Source organism: Streptomyces sp. L-9-10 (genome assembly GCF_004151105.1).
In the GTDB taxonomy this organism is placed as follows: domain Bacteria; phylum Actinomycetota; class Actinomycetes; order Streptomycetales; family Streptomycetaceae; genus Streptomyces.
On sequence record NZ_PHRF01000005.1, the window covers coordinates 80,604 to 100,323 of the forward strand.

Annotated in this window: 18 protein-coding genes and 1 pseudogene; 10 read left to right on the forward strand and 9 right to left on the reverse strand. The window is 70.8% G+C overall.

Features of this window, described 5'->3' with window-relative positions; translation table 11 throughout:
- Positions 1-85: 85 nt before the first annotated feature.
- The 3 genes from CU044_RS00435 to CU044_RS00445 are packed head-to-tail and all read right to left on the reverse strand — an operon-like array spanning position 86 to position 3,709.
- The gene (locus CU044_RS00435) at positions 86-1,156 is read right to left on the reverse strand and encodes an ABC transporter permease (RefSeq protein ID WP_240045244.1); all 1,071 of its coding nucleotides are present in this window, start codon (positions 1,154-1,156) and stop codon (positions 86-88) included.
- Positions 1,140-2,189, reverse strand: a complete 1,050-nt coding sequence (locus tag CU044_RS00440; protein ID WP_129766331.1) for an ABC transporter permease — start codon at positions 2,187-2,189, stop codon at positions 1,140-1,142. Before CU044_RS00440 ends, CU044_RS00435 begins: the two co-directional genes overlap by 17 nt.
- Positions 2,186-3,709 (reverse strand): sugar ABC transporter ATP-binding protein, encoded by a 1,524-nt coding sequence (locus CU044_RS00445; protein WP_129766332.1) that lies wholly within the window; start codon positions 3,707-3,709, stop codon positions 2,186-2,188. Before CU044_RS00445 ends, CU044_RS00440 begins: the two co-directional genes overlap by 4 nt.
- 273 nt (positions 3,710-3,982) lie before the next feature.
- Between CU044_RS00445 and rhaI the strand changes: the two genes are divergently transcribed.
- The 4 genes from rhaI (at position 3,983) to CU044_RS00465 (ending at position 10,064) form a co-directional block, all read left to right on the forward strand.
- Positions 3,983-5,152, forward strand: coding sequence for an L-rhamnose isomerase (gene rhaI / locus CU044_RS00450; RefSeq protein ID WP_129766333.1), 1,170 nt, complete (start codon positions 3,983-3,985; stop codon positions 5,150-5,152).
- Between the two features lie 54 nt (positions 5,153-5,206).
- A complete protein-coding gene (locus tag CU044_RS00455; protein ID WP_129766334.1) occupies positions 5,207-7,258 on the forward strand; it encodes a bifunctional aldolase/short-chain dehydrogenase in 2,052 nt (683 codons plus the stop codon).
- Positions 7,259-7,395: 137 nt separating this feature from the next.
- Positions 7,396-8,898, forward strand: coding sequence for a rhamnulokinase family protein (locus tag CU044_RS00460; RefSeq protein ID WP_275670157.1), 1,503 nt, complete (start codon positions 7,396-7,398; stop codon positions 8,896-8,898).
- A gap of 143 nt (positions 8,899-9,041) precedes the next feature.
- Positions 9,042-10,064, forward strand: coding sequence for a LacI family DNA-binding transcriptional regulator (locus CU044_RS00465; protein ID WP_129766335.1), 1,023 nt, complete (start codon positions 9,042-9,044; stop codon positions 10,062-10,064).
- A gap of 189 nt (positions 10,065-10,253) precedes the next feature.
- On the opposite strand, the pseudogene CU044_RS00470 reads toward CU044_RS00465, so the two are convergent.
- A pseudogene (locus CU044_RS00470) lies at positions 10,254-10,760 on the reverse strand (GNAT family N-acetyltransferase).
- Between the two features lie 218 nt (positions 10,761-10,978).
- On the opposite strand from CU044_RS00470, the gene CU044_RS00475 reads away from it, so the two are divergent.
- On the forward strand, positions 10,979-11,722 hold the full coding sequence (locus CU044_RS00475; protein WP_129766336.1) for a carbonic anhydrase: 744 nt from the start codon (positions 10,979-10,981) through the stop codon (positions 11,720-11,722).
- A gap of 57 nt (positions 11,723-11,779) precedes the next feature.
- On the opposite strand, the gene CU044_RS00480 is transcribed toward CU044_RS00475, so the two are convergent.
- Complete coding sequence (locus tag CU044_RS00480) at positions 11,780-12,574, reverse strand: SDR family oxidoreductase (protein WP_129766337.1); 795 nt, start codon at positions 12,572-12,574, stop codon at positions 11,780-11,782.
- Positions 12,575-12,805: 231 nt separating this feature from the next.
- Between CU044_RS00480 and CU044_RS00485 the strand changes: the two genes are divergently transcribed.
- Positions 12,806-13,780, forward strand: a complete 975-nt coding sequence (locus tag CU044_RS00485) for a fibronectin type III domain-containing protein (protein WP_129766338.1) — start codon at positions 12,806-12,808, stop codon at positions 13,778-13,780.
- 74 nt (positions 13,781-13,854) lie between these two features.
- Positions 13,855-14,208: a VOC family protein gene (locus CU044_RS00490; RefSeq protein WP_129766339.1), complete on the forward strand. Its 354-nt coding sequence runs from the start codon at positions 13,855-13,857 to the stop codon at positions 14,206-14,208.
- On the opposite strand, the gene CU044_RS00495 is transcribed toward CU044_RS00490, so the two are convergent.
- The gene (locus tag CU044_RS00495) at positions 14,180-14,590 is read right to left on the reverse strand and encodes a helix-turn-helix domain-containing protein (protein WP_129766340.1); all 411 of its coding nucleotides are present in this window, start codon (positions 14,588-14,590) and stop codon (positions 14,180-14,182) included. The genes CU044_RS00490 and CU044_RS00495 overlap by 29 nt on opposite strands.
- Positions 14,591-14,744: 154 nt before the next feature.
- Between CU044_RS00495 and CU044_RS00500 the strand changes: the two genes are divergently transcribed.
- Positions 14,745-15,719 carry an NADP-dependent oxidoreductase gene (locus CU044_RS00500; RefSeq protein WP_240045245.1) on the forward strand — a complete coding sequence of 325 codons (975 nt, stop codon included), beginning with the start codon at positions 14,745-14,747 and terminating at the stop codon, positions 15,717-15,719.
- A gap of 82 nt (positions 15,720-15,801) precedes the next feature.
- On the opposite strand, the gene CU044_RS00505 is transcribed toward CU044_RS00500, so the two are convergent.
- Together CU044_RS00505 and CU044_RS00510 are read right to left on the reverse strand one after the other, a co-directional pair.
- The gene (locus CU044_RS00505) at positions 15,802-16,968 is read right to left on the reverse strand and encodes a DUF6397 family protein (protein WP_129766341.1); all 1,167 of its coding nucleotides are present in this window, start codon (positions 16,966-16,968) and stop codon (positions 15,802-15,804) included.
- Positions 16,969-17,158: 190 nt separating this feature from the next.
- Positions 17,159-17,572 carry a roadblock/LC7 domain-containing protein gene (locus tag CU044_RS00510; RefSeq protein ID WP_129766342.1) on the reverse strand — a complete coding sequence of 138 codons (414 nt, stop codon included), beginning with the start codon at positions 17,570-17,572 and terminating at the stop codon, positions 17,159-17,161.
- A 133-nt stretch (positions 17,573-17,705) separates the two neighbouring features.
- On the opposite strand from CU044_RS00510, the gene CU044_RS00515 reads away from it, so the two are divergent.
- On the forward strand, positions 17,706-18,134 hold the full coding sequence (locus CU044_RS00515) for a PPOX class F420-dependent oxidoreductase (RefSeq protein WP_129766343.1): 429 nt from the start codon (positions 17,706-17,708) through the stop codon (positions 18,132-18,134).
- Positions 18,135-18,215: 81 nt separating this feature from the next.
- Here CU044_RS00515 and CU044_RS00520 read toward each other — a convergent pair whose 3' ends face one another.
- Positions 18,216-18,917, reverse strand: coding sequence for an SDR family oxidoreductase (locus CU044_RS00520; RefSeq protein WP_129766344.1), 702 nt, complete (start codon positions 18,915-18,917; stop codon positions 18,216-18,218).
- 96 nt (positions 18,918-19,013) lie between these two features.
- On the opposite strand from CU044_RS00520, the gene CU044_RS00525 reads away from it, so the two are divergent.
- Positions 19,014-19,706 carry a CGNR zinc finger domain-containing protein gene (locus tag CU044_RS00525; protein WP_129766345.1) on the forward strand — a complete coding sequence of 231 codons (693 nt, stop codon included), beginning with the start codon at positions 19,014-19,016 and terminating at the stop codon, positions 19,704-19,706.
- Positions 19,707-19,720 lie beyond the last annotated feature (14 nt).

Sequence of the window (19,720 nt, forward strand, 5' to 3'; positions counted from 1 at the left end):
GGCGGGCACGTGCCTTTCGGGAGTACGGCGGGCTCGGGGAGGTGCGGGGGGACGAGGGGTACGGGACGTGGCGGGGTGCGGCGGCTCAGGACTCGGGGGAGGCGCCCGCCGCGCGCCGGTGCCGTCGTTCGATCACGGTGGCGATGACCCGAGGGGTGAGGACGGAGGCGACGAGCAGCAGTCCGGTCACGATCACCTGAACCTCGTTCGGCACATCGTTCAGTGTCAGCAGGTTCTTGAGGACTCCGATGAGCAGCACCCCGGCGACCGCGCCGAAGAGCGTGCCCTTGCCGCCGTCGAAGTCGACGCCGCCGAGCAGGACGGAGGCGATGACGAGCATCTCGAAACCGAGACCGTTGTCGGCGCGGGCGCTGCCGTAGCGGAGGGTGAAGACGATCCCGGCGAAGGCCGAGAACACCCCGGTGACCACGAAGAGGATCAGCTTGAAGCGCTTGACCCTGATCCCGGCGAAGTAGGCGGCCTCTTCCTGCGCGCCGATCGCGAACAGCGACCGTCCGAAGGCGGTGGAGTGCAGCAGTACGGCGGTGGCCACGGCCAGCGTGATGAACAGGGCGATGGGATAGGTGATGAAGGTGCCGGGGATCGTGGTGGTGTCCACGGCCCAATCGGCGTATGCCTGGGGGAAGTCGGTCACGGCGTCGCTGCCCAGCGCGACCGAGGCGAGACCCCGGTAGAGGGCGAGCGTCCCGATGGTGACGGCGAGCGAGGGCAGGCCGACGCGGGTGACCAGCCAGCCGTTGAGGAGCCCGCCGGCGACTCCGACGAGCAGGACGACGGGCACGATCAGCTCGAACGCCCAGCCCGCGTTCCACAGGGCGCCGGTCAGCGCGCTGCCGAGACCCAGCATCGACGCGACGGACAGATCGACCTGTCCCGCCACCACCAGCAGGGTCATGGGCAGTGCGATCAGGGCGACTTCCGCGATGTCGTTGAAGGCGAAGGCGAGGTTCTCACCGGACGCGAAGCCGTCGGTGGTGCCGAGGCCGACGACGAAGACCGCCACCAGCAGGGCGCCGACCGCCGTGTCCCAGCGCAGTCCGACGGACTTGACGAACTCGCCCGCCGTCGTGGCGCGGGGCGCGGGCGCCTTGGCCGGGGGCCGCGGCGCTGTCTGTGTGTCAGGCGCCATTCCCATGTCGGGCGCTCCTCTTCCTCAGTGCGGCGGTCATGCGCAGGGACACGATCCGGTCGACGGTGATGGCCGCGAGGAGCAGTGCGCCGGTGATGGCGCCCTGCCAGAACGAGTCGACCTTCAGGACGACCAGCGCGCTGCCGATGGTGGTGAGCAGCAGCGCGCCGAGCGCGGCTCCCCAGACCGTGCCGGTGCCGCCGGTGATGGCGACGCCGCCGACGACCACGGCGCTGACGACGGTCAGTTCCCAGCCGTGCGCGTTGTCGGCGACGACGGTGCCGAAGCGGGCGAGCCAGAGGGCGCCGGCGAATCCGGCCACGGCACCGGAGAAGGCGTACGCGCCGAGGATCCGGCGGCGGATCGGTACGCCGGCCAGCCGGGCGGCCTCGGGGTTGGAGCCGATCGCGTACAGCTCGCGTCCCGACCGGTAGCCGCGCAGGTAGTACGCGGTGACGGCGAGCAGGGCCAGGGCGATCAGCGGCAGATAGGGGATGCCGAGGACGCTGCCGCTGCCCAGGCCGAGTATCGGGTCGGGGACGTCGTTGGCGCTGATCTGCTCGCCCTGCGCCCACCAGTAGTCGAGGCCCTGAATGATGTAGAGCATGCCGAGGGTGACCACGAGCGCCGGCACCCTGCCGAAGCTGACCAGGGCGCCGCTGACCAGTCCGCAGGCCACACCGAGGGCGATGCCCAGCAGCATGACGGTGAGCACGCCGTGATCGGTGCCGGCCACGAACTTGCCGCAGGCGAAGGCGGAGAGCCCGACGACCGAGCCGACCGAGAGGTCGATGTTGCGGGTGACGACGACCACGGACTGGCCGACGGCGAGCAGGACCAGAATGGAGGCGTTGAGGAGGAGGTCCTTGACGCCTTGGTCGTCGAGGAAGCGCGGGTTGGCGATCCAGGTGCCGAGGACGAGCAGCGCCAGCGCTCCCGCGATGCTGATCTCGCGGGCCCGGAACACGGCGTCGACGAGCGAGCGCGCCGAGCCGTCGTCCTTGGTTCTCGTGGTGGGTTTGTCCATCAGGGTGGTCATGCCGCCGCCCTCTCGTTACGGCCGGTGGCCGCCGCCATCACGGCTTCCTCGGTGGCTTCGGCGCGCGGGATCTCGGCGGTGAGCCGGCCCTCGTGCATCACCAGCACCCGGTCGGCCATGCCGAGTACCTCGGGCAGGTCGGAGGAGATCATGAGGACGGCGAGCCCTTCCGCGGCCAGGGAGGAGAGGAGCCGGTGCACCTCCGCCTTGGTGCCGACGTCGATCCCGCGGGTGGGTTCGTCGACGATGAGTACGGCCGGTTCCGTCGCCAGCCATTTGGCGAGGACGACCTTCTGCTGATTGCCGCCGGAGAGTACGCCGACGGGGTCGGCCAGGCGGTTGTACCTGAGCTGGAGACGTACAGCCCAGTCCGCGGCCCGGCCGCGCTCCAGGGCCCGGCGCACCATGCCGCCCCTGCCGAGCCGGCCGAGGCCGGTGAGGGCGATGTTCCGTTCGATGGACATGTCCATCACCAGTCCGCGCTGTCTGCGGTCCTCGGGGACGAGCGCGAGTCCGGCGTCCATCGCGGCGGTCGGCGAACCGGCGGGAAGCGTACGTCCGTCGACCACCACCTCGCCCGCGTCCGCCCGGTCGACGCCGAAGACGGCCTGGGCCACCTCGCTGCGGCCCGCGCCGACGAGTCCGGCCAGGGCGACGATCTCGCCCCTGCGCACCTCGAAGGAGATGTCGCGGAACACCCCCTCCCGGGTCAGCCGGCGCACCGACAGGGCGATCTCCCCGACGTCCGCGGCCTGTTTGGGGTACAGCTCACCCAGATCCCTGCCGACCATGGAGCGCACGAGGTCGTCCTCGGTCAGTCCGGCCAGCGGCTCGGAGGAGATCCAGCGGCCGTCGCGCAAGGTCGTGACCCGCTGGCAGAGCGCGAAGATCTCCTCCAGCCGGTGGGAGATGAACAGGATCGCGGCGCCCTCGGCCCGCAGGGTCCGTACGACGGAGAACAGCCGGGCGGTCTCGCTGCCCGTCAGAGCGGCGGTGGGCTCGTCCATGATGAGGACGCGCGCGTCGAAGGAGAGCGCCTTGGCGATCTCGACGATCTGCTGGTCGGCGATGGAGAGTCCGCGGGCGGGCCGGTCGGGGTCCAGCTCCACGCCGAGGCGTTTCATCAGGGCCGCGGTGGTGTCCCGTACGGCCCTGCGGTCGATACGGCCGAGCGCGCGCCGCGGCTGACGGCCCATGAAGATGTTCTCGGCGATCGACAGATCGGGGAAGAGCGTCGGCTCCTGGTAGATGACGGCGATTCCGGCGTCCCTGGCGTCGGCCGGGCCGTGGAAGACGACGGCCTCGCCGTCGAGCACCACCTCGCCGGCGTCGGGCCTGTGCACCCCGGCGAGGGTCTTGATGAGGGTCGACTTGCCCGCGCCGTTCTCCCCCGCGAGGGCGTGTGCCTCGCCGGGGAACAGTTGCAGGGAGACGTCCCGCAGGGCCCGTACGGCGCCGAAGGACTTGCTCACATCCTTGAGGGCCAGGACCGGGGCGGGGCCCGTGGCGGGCTGGTTCATGAGGGCTCCTCAGCGGTGGGCACTCGGGGCACGACCCGCCGTGAAAGGTTTCAATGAGGTTGCACGGAAGCTAAACGGCCACTACCGACGGCGTCAATGGGCTGTGCGCGACATTTTCCGTTGAATCCGAGGGGCGTGCTCGCGTCAACCAAGGCCGCGCGGAAAGGGTTGACACGCACCAGGGACTCCCATAGCTTCACCGCGATGAAACGATTCATAAGGAATCGCTGCACCGACTCGCCCGCCGAGTCCGCACCACGGGAGCGCTGAGAGATGACGGGTCGATCCGCCGTGTCCGCTGTGAAGAACGCGCTGAAGTCACAGGCTGTCGAGACGCCGTCGTGGGCGTTCGGGAACTCGGGCACCCGTTTCAAGGTGTTCACCCAGCCGGGCGTGCCGCGGACTCCACAGGAGAAACTGGCGGACGCCGCCCGGGTGCACGCGCACACGGGCGTGGCTCCCACGGTCGCCCTGCACATCCCCTGGGACCGCGTGGACGACTACGGCGCGCTCGCCGCCGAGGCGCGCGAACTGGGCCTGCGCATCGGGGCTATCAACTCCAATGTGTTCCAGGACGACGACTACAAGCTGGGGTCCGTGACCCATCCGGACGCCGCGGTCCGGCGCAAGGCACTGGGGCATCTGCTGGAGTGCGTGGACGTCATGGACGCCACCGGCTCCGGCGATCTGAAGCTGTGGTTCTCCGACGGCACCAACTACCCGGGCCAGGACGACATCTCCGCGCGCCAGGGCCGGCTGGCCGAAGCCCTCGCCGCGGTGTACGAGCGGCTCGGCGAGGGGCAGCGGATGCTGCTGGAGTACAAGCTGTTCGAGCCCGCCTTCTACGCCACGGACGTCCCGGACTGGGGCACGGCGTACGCGCACTGCCTCAAGCTGGGCGAGAAGGCGCAGGTCGTCGTCGACACCGGACACCACGCGCCGGGCACCAACATCGAGTTCATCGTCGCGCTGCTGCTGCGCGAGGGAAAGCTCGGCGGCTTCGACTTCAACTCCCGCTTCTACGCGGACGACGATCTGATGGCCGGGGCCGCGGACCCCTTCCAGCTGTTCCGGATCATGTACGAGGTGATCAAGGGCGGCGGGTTCACCGCGCGGACCGCGTTCATGCTCGACCAGTGCCACAACATCGAGGAGAAGATCCCGGCGATCATCCGGTCGGTGATGAACGTCCAGGAGGCCACGGCCAAGGCGCTGCTGGTGGACGCGGACGCGCTGGACGCGGCGCAGCGCTCCGGCGATGTGCTGGCGGCGAACGCGGCGCTGATGGACGCCTTCAACACCGATGTGCGCCCGCTGGTCGCCAAGGTCCGTGCCGAACTGGGCGCGGACGCCGACCCGGTCGCCGCCTACCACGCCTCCGGCTACGGCGAGAAGATCGTCGCCGAGCGGATCGGCGGCACCCAGGCCGGCTGGGGAGCCTGAGCGCTCACCCCGTACCCCCGCCCTTGCGAAGACCGCACCTCACAGAGGGACATGATGACCGACCAGCCCCATATCCATCCTGTGGCAGCTCAGTTGCTCGACCGTTCGCACCGCCTCGGCGCCGATCCGCGCAACACCAACTACGCGGGCGGCAACACCTCGGCCAAGGGATCCGCCACCGACCCGGTGACCGGTGACGAGGTCGAACTGATGTGGGTCAAGGGGTCCGGCGGCGACCTGGGCACGCTCACCGCCGGTGGACTGGCCGCGCTGCGCGTCGACCGGCTGCGCGCGCTGACCGGGGTCTACCCGGGTGTGGCGCGCGAGGACGAGATGGTCGCCGCGTTCGACTACTGCCTGCACGGCAAGGGCGGGGCCGCCCCGTCCATCGACACCGCGATGCACGGGCTGGTCGACGCGCCGCATGTGGACCATCTCCACCCCGACTCGGGGATCGCCCTGGCCTGCGCGGCCGACGGCGAGAAACTGACGGCCGAGTGTTTCGGCGACACCGTGGTCTGGGTGCCCTGGCGCCGCCCCGGCTTCCAGCTGGGCCTGGACATCGCCGCGGTCAAGGAGGCCCATCCGCGGGCCATCGGCTGTGTGCTGGGCGGCCATGGCATCACCGCCTGGGGCGCCACCTCCGAGGAGTGCGAACGTAACTCCCTGCACATCATCCGTACCGCCGAGACGTTTCTCGCCGAGCGGGGCACGCCCGAGCCGTTCGGCCCCGTACAGGAGGGATACGAGCCGCTGCCGGAGGCCGAGCGACGGGCCAGGGCGGCGGCGCTCGCCCCGCTGATCCGCGGTCTCGCCTCCACCGACCGGCCCCAGGTCGGCCACTACACGGCCACGGAACCGGTCCTCGACTTCCTCTCCCGCGCGGAGCATCCGCGGCTGGCGGCCCTGGGCACCTCCTGCCCGGACCACTTCCTGCGCACCAAGGTCCGCCCGCTGGTCCTCGATCTGCCGGCCGACGCGCCGCTGGAGCGGGTGCGGGAGCGGCTCGCGGAGCTGCACACCGCGTACCGCGAGGAGTACCGGGCCTACTACGAGCGGCACGCGTCGCCCGACTCGCCGCCGATGCGCGGCGCGGACCCGGCGATCGTGCTGGTGCCGGGCGTGGGCATGTTCTCGTTCGGCAAGGACAAGCAGACCGCCCGGGTCGCCGGGGAGTTCTACCTCAACGCCGTCAATGTGATGCGCGGCGCCGAGGCCGTCTCCTCGTACGCGCCGATCGAGGAGTCCGAGAAGTTCCGGATCGAGTACTGGGAGCTGGAGGAGGCCAAACTGCGCCGGATGCCGGCCCCGAAGGCGCTGGCCTCCCGGGTGGCGCTGGTGACGGGCGCGGGCTCCGGGATCGGCCGGGCCATCGCGCACCGGCTGGTCGCCGAGGGCGCGTGTGTGGTGGTCGCCGATCTCAACACCGAGAGCGCGACGGCGGTCGCCGACGAACTGGGCGGCGCGGACAAGGCCGTCGCGGTGAGCGTCGATGTGACCGACGAGGAGCAGATCAAGGCGGCGTTCGACGCGGCGGCGCTCGCCTTCGGCGGAGTGGATCTCGTCGTCAACAACGCCGGTATCTCGATCTCCAGGCCGCTGCTGGAGACCACGGCCCGGGACTGGGACCTCCAGCACTCCATCATGGCGCGCGGCTCGTTCCTGGTGTCGCGCGAGGCGGCCCGGGTGATGACGGACCAGGGCTTCGGCGGTGACCTCGTCTATATCGCCTCCAAGAACGCGGTGTTCGCGGGCCCGAACAACATCGCCTACTCCGCGACCAAGGCCGACCAGGCCCATCAGGTGCGGCTGCTCGCGGCCGAGTTGGGCGGCCTCGGCATCCGCGTCAACGGCGTCAACCCCGACGGGGTGGTGCGCGGCTCCGGGATCTTCGCGGGCGGCTGGGGCGCGCAGCGCGCCGCAGTGTACGGCGTGGCGGAGGAGAAGCTCGGCGAGTTCTACGCGCAGCGGACGATCCTCAAGCGGGAGGTGCTGCCCGAGCATGTGGCCAACGCGGTGTTCGCCCTCACGGGCGGTGAGCTGAGCCATACGACGGGGCTGCATGTCCCGGTGGACGCGGGGGTCGCGGCGGCGTTCCTGCGCTGACGCCACGGCGGAGCGAGCCGGACCGGGCCACGCGCACCGGCCCGGCTCGCCGCTCCGCCGTACCCGCTCCCCTTCGCCCTCACTCCCGCTGTTCTCTCTCCCGCTCCCGCTGTTCGACGAGTTCCGACGAGGTCATCGTGCCGCCCACCGAACCGCTCCCCTTCGCCGCCGTCGACCTCGGCGCGTCCAGCGGCCGTGTCATGGTCGGGCATGTCTCCGGCCGGGGCGCCGGGACACTGCGTCTGGAGGAGGTCCACCGCTTCCCCAACCGGCCGGTACGGACCATGGGCACGCTGCACTGGGACATCCTGTCGCTGTACGGAGGCGTGCTGGACGGACTGCGGGCGGCCGGCGCGGCGGCGGGGCGCGCGCCCGCGGGCGTCGGGATCGACACCTGGGCCGTCGACTACGGGCTGCTGGACGCCTCCGGCGCGCTGCTCGGCAATCCGGTGCACTACCGCGACAGCCGTACCGAGGGCGAGGCGGCGAAGGTCGGCGCGCTGCTGTCACCGTCCGCGCTGTACGAGGCCACGGGCCTCCAGCACCTGCCGTTCAACACGCTGTACCAGCTCACCGCCGCGCACGGCAGTCCGGCGCTCGGCGCCGCGCGCCGGCTGCTGCTGATCCCCGATCTGATCGCGTACTGGCTCACCGGCGAGGAGGGGACCGAACTCACCAACGCCTCCACCACCCAGCTCATCGACCCCCGGGCCCGGGAGTGGTCACGCTCCGTCGCCGACACGCTCGGCATCGATCTGACGCTCTTCGCGCCGCTGCGCGGTCCGGGCGATCCGGCGGGACGGCTGCTCCCCGAGGTGCTCGCCGAGACCGGGCTGACCGGCCCGGTTCCGGTGACGGCCGTCGGCTCCCACGACACGGCCTCGGCGGTCGCCGCGGTGCCCGCCTCCGGGGACCGGTTCGCCTATGTCGCCACCGGCACCTGGTCTCTGGCGGGCCTGGAGCTGGACGCCCCGGTGGTCACCGAGGAGAGCAGGCGCGCCAACTTCACCAATGAGCTGGGCGTCGACGGCACGGTCCGCTATCTGCGCAACATCATGGGACTGTGGCTGCTCCAGGAGTGTCTGCGGACCTGGGAGGCCGAGGGCGCTCCGCAGCGGCTCGACCGGCTGCTGCGGGAGGCCGCGGAGGTGCCGGGGCTGCGGTCGTTCGTGGACGCCGACGATCCGGCGTTCCTCGCGCCCGGCGGTATGCCGGACCGTATCCGGGACGCCTGCCGCCACGTCGGAGTCCCGGCGCCGCGGACCCCGGCCGAGATCACCCGCTGTGTCCTCGACTCCCTGGCGCTCGCGCACCGCGGGGCGATCGAGGACGCCCAGCGGCTGTCGGGCCGCGCCGTGGACACCGTGCATGTCGTCGGCGGCGGCGCCCACAACGAACTGCTGTGCCGGCTCACCGCGGACGCCTGCGGGCTGCCCGTCTTCGCGGGTCCCGCCGAGGCCGCCGCGCTCGGCAACGTACTCGTCCAGGCGCGTGCCGCGGGCGTTGTCCGGGGCGGTCTCGCCGAACTGCGCGCCCTGCTCCGCGCCACGCTGGAGCCGCGCCGGTACGAGCCCACCGGGGACAGGACCGGCTGGGACCGGGCCGCCGCGCTGCTCGCCGGGGAGGGCGCGCGGCGCTGATATGTCTCCCGGTGGACCCGTCCGAGGGGACATACCTGTGGTGACATGCCTCTGGGTGATATATCCGGCGGGGCCCCGTCCCCCGTTAGGATGGTCCACTCGGTCAGGGGAACCAACGCGATGTGACAGAACGGGCAGGACGCGTGGCGCAAACGGTCGGTATCAAGGACGTGGCCCGGCTGGCGGGGGTCTCGGTCGGCACCGTCTCGAATGTGCTCAACCGGCCCGAGAAGGTGTCGGAGCACACCCGCGTGCGGGTGCGGGCGGTGATAGACCAGCTCGGTTTCGTACGGAGCGAGACGGCGCGGCAGCTCAGGGTCGGTACCAGCCGGATCCTCGCCATCCTGGTGCTCGACATGGCGAACCCGTTCTTCGTCGCCGTCGCCAAGGGCGCGGAGCGCGCGGCGCGGGAGGCGGGGCTCGGGGTGATGCTCTGCAACAGCGCGGGCAGCACGGCCGAGGAGGCGGAGTATCTGGCGCTCTTCGCCGAGCAGCGGGTGCGCGGGGTCCTGCTCACCCCGGCCGACACGACCGGCGGCAACGTACGGGACTTCGCGCGCCGGGGCATTCCGTTCGTGCATGTCGACCGGGCGGTGCCCGCCGCCGAGGGGTGCTCCGTATCGGTGGACGACGTGGCCGGCGGCGCACTCGCCGTCCGGCATCTGCTGGCGGCCGGGCACCGGTCCGTCACGTACATCAGCGGCCCGATGTCGCTCCCCCAGTGCCGGGACCGCCGTACCGGCGCGCTGGCCGCCCTGCGCGAGGCGGGTCTGCCCGAAGAGGCCCTGCGGCAGGTCGAGTCGGCGCGGCTCGATGTGGCCTCCGGTATCGACGCGGGGGCGCGGCTGCTGGGTCTCGCCGACCGCCCCACCGCCGTGTTCTGCGCCAATGACCTGCTCGCGCTGGGCGTGTTGCAGGCGATGTACGGGGCGGGGGTGGATGTGCCCGGCGATGTGTCGATCGTCGGCTATGACGACATCGAGTTCGCGGCGGCGGCCGTCGTACCGCTGACGTCCGTACGACAGCCTGCCGCCGCGATGGGACGGGCGGCGGCGGAGATGCTGATGGACGAGACGGGCCCGGACGCGGAGCGTCACACGCATCGTTCCGTCGTCCTCCAGCCGGAGCTGGTGGTGCGCAGCTCGACGCGGCGCCTGGGGCGTTGAGCGCGTGACGGCCGTCGGCGGGTGGTGAGAATTCCCCCGTCCGTGTCACTGCCGGGCCTCGGCTACGGGCCCTCTTCCTCTGCATCAGGCCGCGAAAGGGGTATCGCGCGGTTACGGGGCCGGACGGCGGCCCTGGGGCCATGGCGCCCGGTGGCCCCGCAACTCGAATCGTCCTTGCGGCGGTTGGATCTAGGCGGGCGCGGCGTAGCAGCGGACGGTGACCGTCTGCCCCGGGGCCCAGCGCTGATCGACGACGGCGAGCAGACTTCAGCCCATGCGTTCGTAAAGTGCCGCCGCGGCGGCGTCGGTTGACACCACGTCCAGTACGGGGTGCAGACCGCGGTGTCTGGCTTCCCTCGCCGCCTGGGCCATGAGCAGGGCGCCGATCCCGTGACCGCGCACCGAGGGGTCGACGAACAGGCGGCTCACCACTGCGGTCTCACGGATGCTGGTGCCGGCGCGGCTGCTCCAGAGCGCGGGGGCCACATCGCCCTCGCCCGCCGGGCAGAGTGCGAGGTGGCCGACGATCCGGCCGTCCAATTCGGCGACCCAGGCGTCGAGTTGGACGGGTTGAGCGAGCCAGCCCATGGGGTGCTCCGGCCAGTTCACCGGGTATCCGTCGCCCTTGTGCACCTCGGCCAGGACCCGCACACATGCGTCGAGGTCATCCCTGCCGCGACGCCGGACATCACACATGGGGATGTCATCGGCCGTAGGCATAGTCTGTCGATTCACCGAACCATGCAACCACAGACCGACGGCTTTCCCGCTCGGGTCCAACAGCCGAACGACAGGGGAACGAACACGGAACTCGCTCCGAAACCGCTCTGTTCGAGCCACAGTTGGCTCAAGACATGGTCAACAGATCACCAAGTGAAATCGTTGGCCAAGGTTGTCACGGATAGTCTCCGGCCGTGATATTGAGCAGACACACTCAGAGACCCTCCACGTCCACGGGAACACCTCGCAGGACGCTGCTTCGCGCGGCCCTCGCCGGAACCGCCGCCACCGCGGGCGTGACGCTTGCCGTGCCCTCCGCGGGCGCGACCGTCACCCGTCCGACGAGCACCCGCCCGGCAACCCCCGAGCAGGCACTTCACGAGCTCTCCGAGGGCAACAAGCGCTGGCGAACCTTCCGCCAGCAGCACCCGCACGAGAACGCGACCGTGCGGCAGTCCCTGGTGACGGGACAGCACCCCTTCGCCGTCGTCCTCGGGTGCATCGACTCCCGGGTGGCCCCGGAGCTCGCCTTCGATCAGGGGCTGGGCGACCTGATGACCGTACGGTCGGCCGGCGAGGTCCTGGACGAGGCCGTTCTCGGCAGCATCGCCTATGGCGTGCTGGAGCTGGAGATCCCGCTGGTCCTCGTCCTGGGCCACCAGTCGTGCGGCGCCGTCGCCGCGGCGGTCGAGGCGGACGAGACGGGCGAGCGGCTGCCGTCCCACATCCAGTATCTGGCCGACCAGATCAAGCCCGCCATCGATCACACCCAGCAGGGCGACGCACGCGTTGACGCCACCGTCAGCGCCAACGTCAAGATGATCCGTTCCCGCCTCGCCGCCGAGCCCGACCTGGCGGCCAGGGTGTCCACGGGCAAGCTGGCCATCGTCGGTGCCCGCTACGAGCTCGCCAACCAGCTGGTCCACCAGATCGCCTGACCGGCTCCCCGCATCGCCACTCGATCGTTCCCTGACCGGGGCCGGAAGGTGTCCCGGTCAGGGAACGATCGAGTCGATGAGCCCGCCGTCGACCCTGATCGCCGCCCCGGTGGTGGCCGAGGCGAGCGGCGAGCTGAGGTAGACCACCATGTTCGCGATCTCCTCGGGCTCGATCAGCCGCTGGAGCAGGGACTGCGGGCGGTGTTCGAGCATGAAGGCGCGCTGTGCCTCGTCCCAGGGGAGCGACGAGCCCATCAGCCCGTACACGAACTCCTCCACACCGGGCGTGTGCGTCGGCCCCGCGAGTACGGAGTTGACGGTCACGCCACTGCCCGCCGCGGCCTTGGCGAATCCCCGGGCGACCGCGAGCAGCGAGGTCTTGGACACTCCGTAGTGGATCATCTCGGCGGGGATGGCGATCGCGGAGTCACTGGCGATGTACTGGACGCGCCCCCAGGACCGCTCGGTCATCCCGCCCAGATAGGCCCGGGTGAGCCGGACCGCGGTCAGGACATTGACCTCGAAGTACCGCCGCCACTCCTCGTCGCTGATCTCCAGCGCGGGCCGGGCGCCGAAGATGCCCAGATTGTTGATGAGAATGTCCGCCCGGGGCAGTGCGTCGAGCACCTGCCGGGCCCCCTCGTCCGAGGCGATGTCACCGGGCACGGCGAGGAATTCACCGTCGGGCACCTGCCCGCTCAGGCGCTCCAGCGCCGCGTCCACCGAGTCGGCGCCGCGCCCGTTGACGGCGACGCGGGCCCCGGCGCGGGCGAGTCCCGCCGCGATGGCCGCGCCGATCCCCTGCGTCGAGCCTGTCACCAGTGCGGTCTTGCCGGTGAGGTCGATCTGCACGATTCAGGTCCCTTTCCGGTGTCTTCACTGCGTCACGCCCATGGTGTGCGAGGGACGCACCAGGTCCCGGCCCGACGTGCCGGGCGGCGTGTCGGGCGACGTGTCGGGCCGGGCGCCGTGGCGCGCGGGTGTCGTGATGATCCGTCATCGGATTCCGCCTGCCCCTTGATGTGAACCCGACACCTGTGTCATATATGTCTAGACCATTGCCCCCAGGTGGAGGACACGGCCATGAGAAGGACCCTCAGCCTTGCCGCCCTCGCGTCCGCCGCCGTCCTCGCGCTGGGCGCGTGCGGCACCGGCGACAAGGCCGCGAAGGCGCCTTCGGCGCCTGCCGGCGTCACGGCCCAGGCCGGGAGTGCCACTTCCGTCCATGTCATGTGGAAGCCGGCCGCCGGCAAGGACGAAGTCAGCGGATATGAGGTGTACCGGGGCAAGACGAAGATCAAGGACGTCCCGGCCGGCCAGAGCATGATCGATGTCACCGGGCTGAAGCCGTCCACCGCCTACACCTTCAGCGTCCGGGCCCGGGGCGCCGAGGGAACCGTCTCCCCGCCCAGCGGCGAACTGGCCGTCACCACACCGGCCGCGGTCGCCGAGGACAAGAAGGCTCCGGCACAGCCGACCGGGGTAACCGGCAAGAGCGACGGCGCCCGGGGCGCCCGGCTCAACTGGGCCGCGGCGGCGGGCGACCAGGGCATCACCTCGTACGACATCTACCAGGGCGGCTCCAAGATCCATAGCGTCGACGGGAAGGCGACCGGCGCGCGGCTCACCCAGCTGCGGCCGGGGACCCGCTACAGCTTCACCGTCACCGCGCGGGACGCGGCCGACAACACCTCGCCCGCCAGCCGGGCCGTGGAGATCACGACCCCGCGCGGCCCCGGCGACGATCCCGACACCGCGCCGATCGACTTCCGGGCCGCGACACACGCCGCCGACGGCGCTCACTACGTGGATCTGTCCTGGCTGGCGCCGAAGACCGGCGGCAAGGTCCCCTCGTACCAGATCTATCTCGACGGGAAGTTCGCGACGACCCTGATCTGGGGCGGCGAGCCTCCGACGGGCCGGGCCACCTACAGCGTGTACGCGAGCAAGAAGGCCGGCGAGACCTACCGGGTGAAGATCCGCGCCAAGCTGCCCGACGGCAACTGGGGCAAGTTCTCCGCGGAACGCACCATCGTCACCGGTGACGTCCGGCCCTGACGACGGACAACGGGCCCCGCTTCGGGGAAGGATGGGGCACGCGGGACCGCCCGCATTCACGACAGGAGCCACCGATGTCCGTCCGCAGAGTCGTACCCGACATCCGGTCCGAGGCCATGAAGGAGAGCCGGGACTTCTACGGACTCCTCGGACTGGAGGAAGTCATGAACCTGGGCTGGGTCATGACGCTCGCCTCCCCTTCCCAGCCCAGCGCGCAGCTGACGCTGATGCGGCATGACGAGTCCGTCGCCGTCGTCCCCGATCTGAGCATCGAGGTGGACGACGTGGACACGGTGTACGCGGCGGTCGTCGCGAGCGGAGCCGAGATCGTCTACCCCCTGCGTGACGAGGCGTGGGGGGTACGGCGGTTCTTCGTCACCGATCCCAACGGCCGGGTGGTCAATGTGGTGAGTCACCTCCGGCAGTGACACAGGCGCCCTCCTCCGGGCCGGACGACCCGATCTCGTCGAGATGGTTCTCCACCCAGGCGCGTACCTGCCGGAGCGGTTCGGAGACGCTCACGCCGAGCGCCGTGAGCGCGTACTCCACATGGAGCGGCACGGCCGGATAGACCGTGCGGTCGACGAAGCCGTGGTCCTCCAGCCTGCGCAGGGTGCTCGTCAGCACCTTGGGGCTGACGCCCTGCAGCCGTCGCTGCAGCGCCCCGAACCGCTGCGGCCCCTCCTCCAGCGCGCCGATCGCCAGCGCGGCCCATTTGTTGGCCAGCAGATCGAGCACATCCCGGCACGGGCACTGGGCCGCGTAGACGTCGTGCTCGGCGTGTCGGCCCGTCGTACAGGTGATGGCCATCGCGCGTCCCTCCATACTGCCCCGAGCTGCATACTTCCCAGGAGATAGTAATTGCCCTTGCGGGAAACCAATACCCCGGAGATAGCTTGCGGACGTCGGACAGCAGCCGCCGGGGGTACGCAGTCGCCCCCGCACGCACCACAGGAGAACCGCGATGAGCGACAACGCGAAGACGATGCGCGCGATCACCCAGGACACCTTGGGCGGACCCGAGGTACTCCGGCTCACCGAGCTGGCACGGCCGGAACCCCTGCCGACCGAGGTACAGGTACGGGTCCACGCGGCGGGGGTGAACCCCGTCGACTGGAAGACCCGCGAGGGCGGCGGTATGTCCGGCGTCCTGGGGGAACCTCCTTTCGTGCTGGGCTGGGATGTCTCCGGCGTCGTGACGGCGGTCGGTTTCGGTGTCCACACCCTTCAGGTGGGCGACGAGGTGTACGGGATGCCGTGGTTCCCCCGGCAGGCCGGCGCCTACGCCGAGTATGTGACCGCGCCCTCCCGCCAGTTCGCCCGGAAGCCCGCGTCGGTCAGCCATGAACTGGCCGCGGCGGTACCGCTGGCCGCGCTCACCGCGTGGCAGGCGCTGACCGACGCCGCGCGGGTCGAGCCGGGACAGCGTGTTCTCGTCCATGCCGCCGCGGGCGGTGTGGGCCACTTCGCGGTGCAGTTCGCCAAGCACCTCGGCGCTCATGTCATCGGCACCGCCAGCGCCGCCAAACACGACTGGCTGCGCTCGCTCGGCGCCGACGAGCTCGTCGACTACACCGCGGTCCGGTTCGAGGACGCCGTACGCGACGTCGACGTGGTGATCGATCTCGTCGGGGACGGGCACGACGCGACAAGCACCCGCTCACTCGAGACCCTGCGGCCGGGCGGCGTCCTCGTCGCCGTGCCCTCCGGCATCTCCCCCGGGCTTTACGACGCGGCCCGCGCCAAGGGTGTACGCGCGACCGCCTTTCTGGTGGAGCCCGACGGCGTTTCCCTGACCCGGATCGCGGGGCTGATCGACGAGGGCGTCACGAAGGTCGAGGTCGAGGACGTCCTTCCGCTGGCCGACGCGGCCGAGGCACACCGCCGGGGCGAGCGGGGACGGACCCGCGGCAAGCTCGTCCTGCGCGTCACCTCCTGACATCCGCCGCAGGCCGCTGCCCCCGGCCGCCGCCCCCGGCCGCCGCCGGGCTCCGGCTCGTACACCACCCGACACCACCAGCTCAGCTGCGGACCGTGACACGAGGGCGGTCTCCCTCCCTCCTGCTCCTGACCCGCAGCCGGGTCAGGAGCCCCCGGCGGCCGCCCTCGCGCGGTGGTTCGTGCGCCACCGCCGTCGACTCGGATGCCAGTGCGGGCGCGGGTTCGTCCCCGGATGTGATTCCGCGTCCGGATGCGATGTCATGTCCGAGTACTGGTGCTGGTGATGGTGCTGGTGCTGGTGCTGTCTCCTCATACCTCGGGGCAGGGTCCCCGGCACGCGGGAGAGAGCCACGAGAGCTGCCGGGGCGCGGGGCGGGGCGTGTGCGTCGGGCCGCCGTGAGCAGCGTGTCAAGACTGGCCCGGTGCCACTGGATCTCGTCCGGGTGGTCTGCGACCAGCAGACGCCGAACCGCCGTCCGTGCCGCCTCCGACTCGGCCCGGCCCTGCCCGAGGTCCGGCCGCAGCCGCTCCAGATAGGCCCGTTCGTACGGATCAGCCACCAGCTCGGCCAGCTGGACCGGATCGAGCACACAGCCCGCGATGGCGGCCCGCTCCCAGGGGTCCCCGCTCTCGTGCAGCAACTGACCGATGCGGCGGCCCCGCCAGTTGCGCGGACGCCAGTCCTCCCCCGCCTCCAGACCGGCCCGCAGTGGCCGTGGGAACCGTCCGGCGAGGAGAGCCGGTTCTCTGGTGGCGAAGGACCGTAGTTCCTCGGCCAGATAGAGCCATACGACCGCGCGATAGCGATTGAGATAGAACCTCACCGGCACGATGAACCCCGACCGGGCCAGCTGCGCGAAGCGTCCCGGGCTGACGGGCATCAGCGCCGCCCCCTCGGCCGTGCCCACGGTCCGCACCCGCTCGCGCAGGGTGTCCGGGAATCCCTCCGCCGCCCGTAGACGGCCGATCTCCAGACGCGTGACCTGCCGTCGGCCCAGGGTCATCCCGGCGGTCGAGCCGGCGGTCGTCGCGACGGCGCTGGTGATGGTACGGATGTGCCCGAGCTGCGCGGCGAGCTCGAACTCGCCGCGCCGCAGCTCCAGTTCCCGCGCGGCCCGGTCGGCGCCGACGGCCCGTGGCCCTCTCCCCGCGGTCTCCACCGCCTCGGCCGTCGCGGCCAAGGCGGTCGTGTTCGTTTCCCCGACGTTGTCGTTCCGGGTCTGTGTCTGAGCATCGCCGACGGACATGGTGGTCCTCCCCCGTGAGTCGTAACTACTCTCGGTGACGACCGTAGCGCGACAGCGGAACTTCTCGCCGAGCCTGTGGATAACTCCGGACCGGGCCGGAAATCCGGCCTCCGGCTGAGAGTCTTCATCAGAGACCTCTGAGGTGCCTGAGATGCCTGAGACCTCAGGGACGTCTAAGACCTCAAGGACGTCACAGACCGCTCAGACTGGTGCCTCCCGGCTGCCGCGCCGCGACACCGAGGTGCTCGCCGACCCGGTTGACGAGCAGCGTCATCTCGTAGGCGACCTGACCGACATCGGCCTCGGCCGCCGTCAGGACGCACAGACAGCTGCCGTCACCGGCGGCGGTGACGAACAGCAGCGCCTCGTCGAACTCGACCATCGTCTGCCGCGCCTGGCCGGCCCGGAAATGCCGCCCCGATCCCCGCGCGAGGCTGTGCAGCCCCGAGGAGACCGCCGCGAGATGCTCCGCGTCCTCGCGCGCAAGGCCGCTGCTGGCCCCCGTCACCAGGCCGTCGTTGGACAGCACCAGCGCGTGCTTGATGTGCTCGACTCGTTCGGTCAGGTCGTCGAGCAACCAGTCGAGTCCCTTTTCCAACGGCATTGTCGTTCCTCCCCGTTCAGGTGTTCCCCATGGTTCCGCAACGCCCGTAGCCTTCCTCACCGGCCGCTCGCGGGCAAGCGGGTCCCCGGGGCGTCGCGTCGCGTCGGCCGCTCCGGCGGCGGAAAATGCGTACATGGCGACAAACATGAGCAAGGAGCAGTGGCACGCCTTCGTCTCGGAAGGTACGCGCACCGGCAAGCTGTCCACCGTACGGGCCGACGGAAGCCCGCACATCGCGCCCGTCTGGTTCGTACTGGACGGCGACGATCTCGTCTTCAACACCGGCAAGGACACCGTGAAGGGCCGCAATCTGCTGCGCGACGGCCGGGTCGCGCTGTGCGTGGACGACGAACGTCCGCCGTTCTCGTTCGTGGTGATCAATGGTCGGGCCGAGATCCACGAGGAGCCGGAACAACTGCGCGCCTGGGCGACGCGGATCGCCGCGCGCTACATGGGGGAGGAGCGGGCACGGGAGTTCGGGGAGCGCAACGGGGTGCCGGGCGAACTGGTGGTACGGGTGAAGATCGACAAGGTGCTGGCCTTCGCGGGAGTCGCCGACTGACGTACGGGCGGGGCGCCCGACACGACTCCGTGTCGGGCGCCCCGCCCCCTGTCGCACGCGATCTCGGCGTCAGGCTGCCGATCAGGCGGCCGACCGCATGCTCAGCCCCTCGACCGGTCCGGAGAGCGCGGCCTTGAAGACACGGCTCACCTCGTCGGCGAGGACCTCGCTCTCGCCCTTCTCCAGCGCGGTGATCACATCGCGGGCCACATCCCGTGGATCGTTCTTGACGACGTCCAGGTCACGGATCATGTCGGTGTCCGTGTACCCCAGATGGACCCCCACCACCTGCGTTCCCTGGGGCGCCAGTTCCAGCCGGAGCGAGTTGGTGAGCGACCACAGAGCGGCCTTCGTCGCACCGTAGACACCGGCCCCCGCCGCCCAGGACAGCGCCGAGTGGACATCGACCAGCGCGCCGCCACCACGGGCCGCGAGCACAGGGGCGAACGCCTGGGAAACGCGCAGCGCACCGAACACATTCGCCTCGAAGAGGGCCCTGACCTCATCGATACCGACCTCGGTCAGCGAGCCTCCGGCGAAGACCCCCGCGTTGTTGATGACGATGGAGACGTCGCCGGCCCTGCGCGCCAGTTCCGCGACCGAATCCCCGTCGGTCACCTCCAGCGGCAGGGGAACGATCCGCGGGTCGCTCTCGGCGACGGGTGTACGGGCCGTCGCGTAGACCTTGGCGGCCCCCGCCTCCAGCAGTTCCTGTACGAAGGCCCGGCCCAGGCCGCGCTGTCCGCCGGTGACCAGGGCGATCGCTCCGTTGACGGTGGTCATGTCGCTCTCTCCTCAGGGAATAGACAGAGGCGTAATCGATTAGCCTCTGTCCCTACCGTGCTCGCCCGTCGCGACATAGTCAAGTAGGATTCGGTTATGTCATGGGTAGCCAGTGAGCGATATCGCGTACGCCAGGCCCCTGCCGGACTCGCGCTGGTGCAGGAGCTGATCAACACCCGCGCGATCAGCGACTACGCGCCCGATCTGCTGGCCGACCGCGAGACCGCCGAGCGGTGGCTGACCGGCGCCGCCGCGGAGTGGGCCCGTATCCACGGCCTCGGCTCCCCCGACTGCGCGCTGTCCCCGTCGGATCCCCAGGCCCTGCGCGATCTGCGGGAGTCCTTCGAGCGGCTGCTCACCACCACGCCCCCGGCATCGGATACGGATCCCGCAGCGGGCGCGGCCTCCCGTCCCGCACCCGCTCCCGTTCGCGGCGGCAGGCCCGTTCGCGGCGTGACGGTGCGGCTCGCCCCCGACGAGCAGGGGCAGGTACAGCTGCTCCCCGTCGGCCGGGGGCGCGGCTGGCTGGAGTCGGCTCTCTGGTCGGAGACACTGCTCGCCCAGCGGGCCGGAACGTGGCCCCGGCTCAAGATCTGCCGCAACGGCGAGTGCGGATCGTCCTTCTACGACACGTCGCGCAACAACAGCGGCGTCTGGCACGACGTACGTATCTGCGGCAACGCCGTCAATCTGCGCGCCTCGCGGCAGCGCAAGCGGATCCGGGCCGCAGCCGAGGGCGACAGCGAGTGCGAGAACGAGGGCAAGGACAAGGGCACACCGACCGGTTGATCCCTCACACGGTC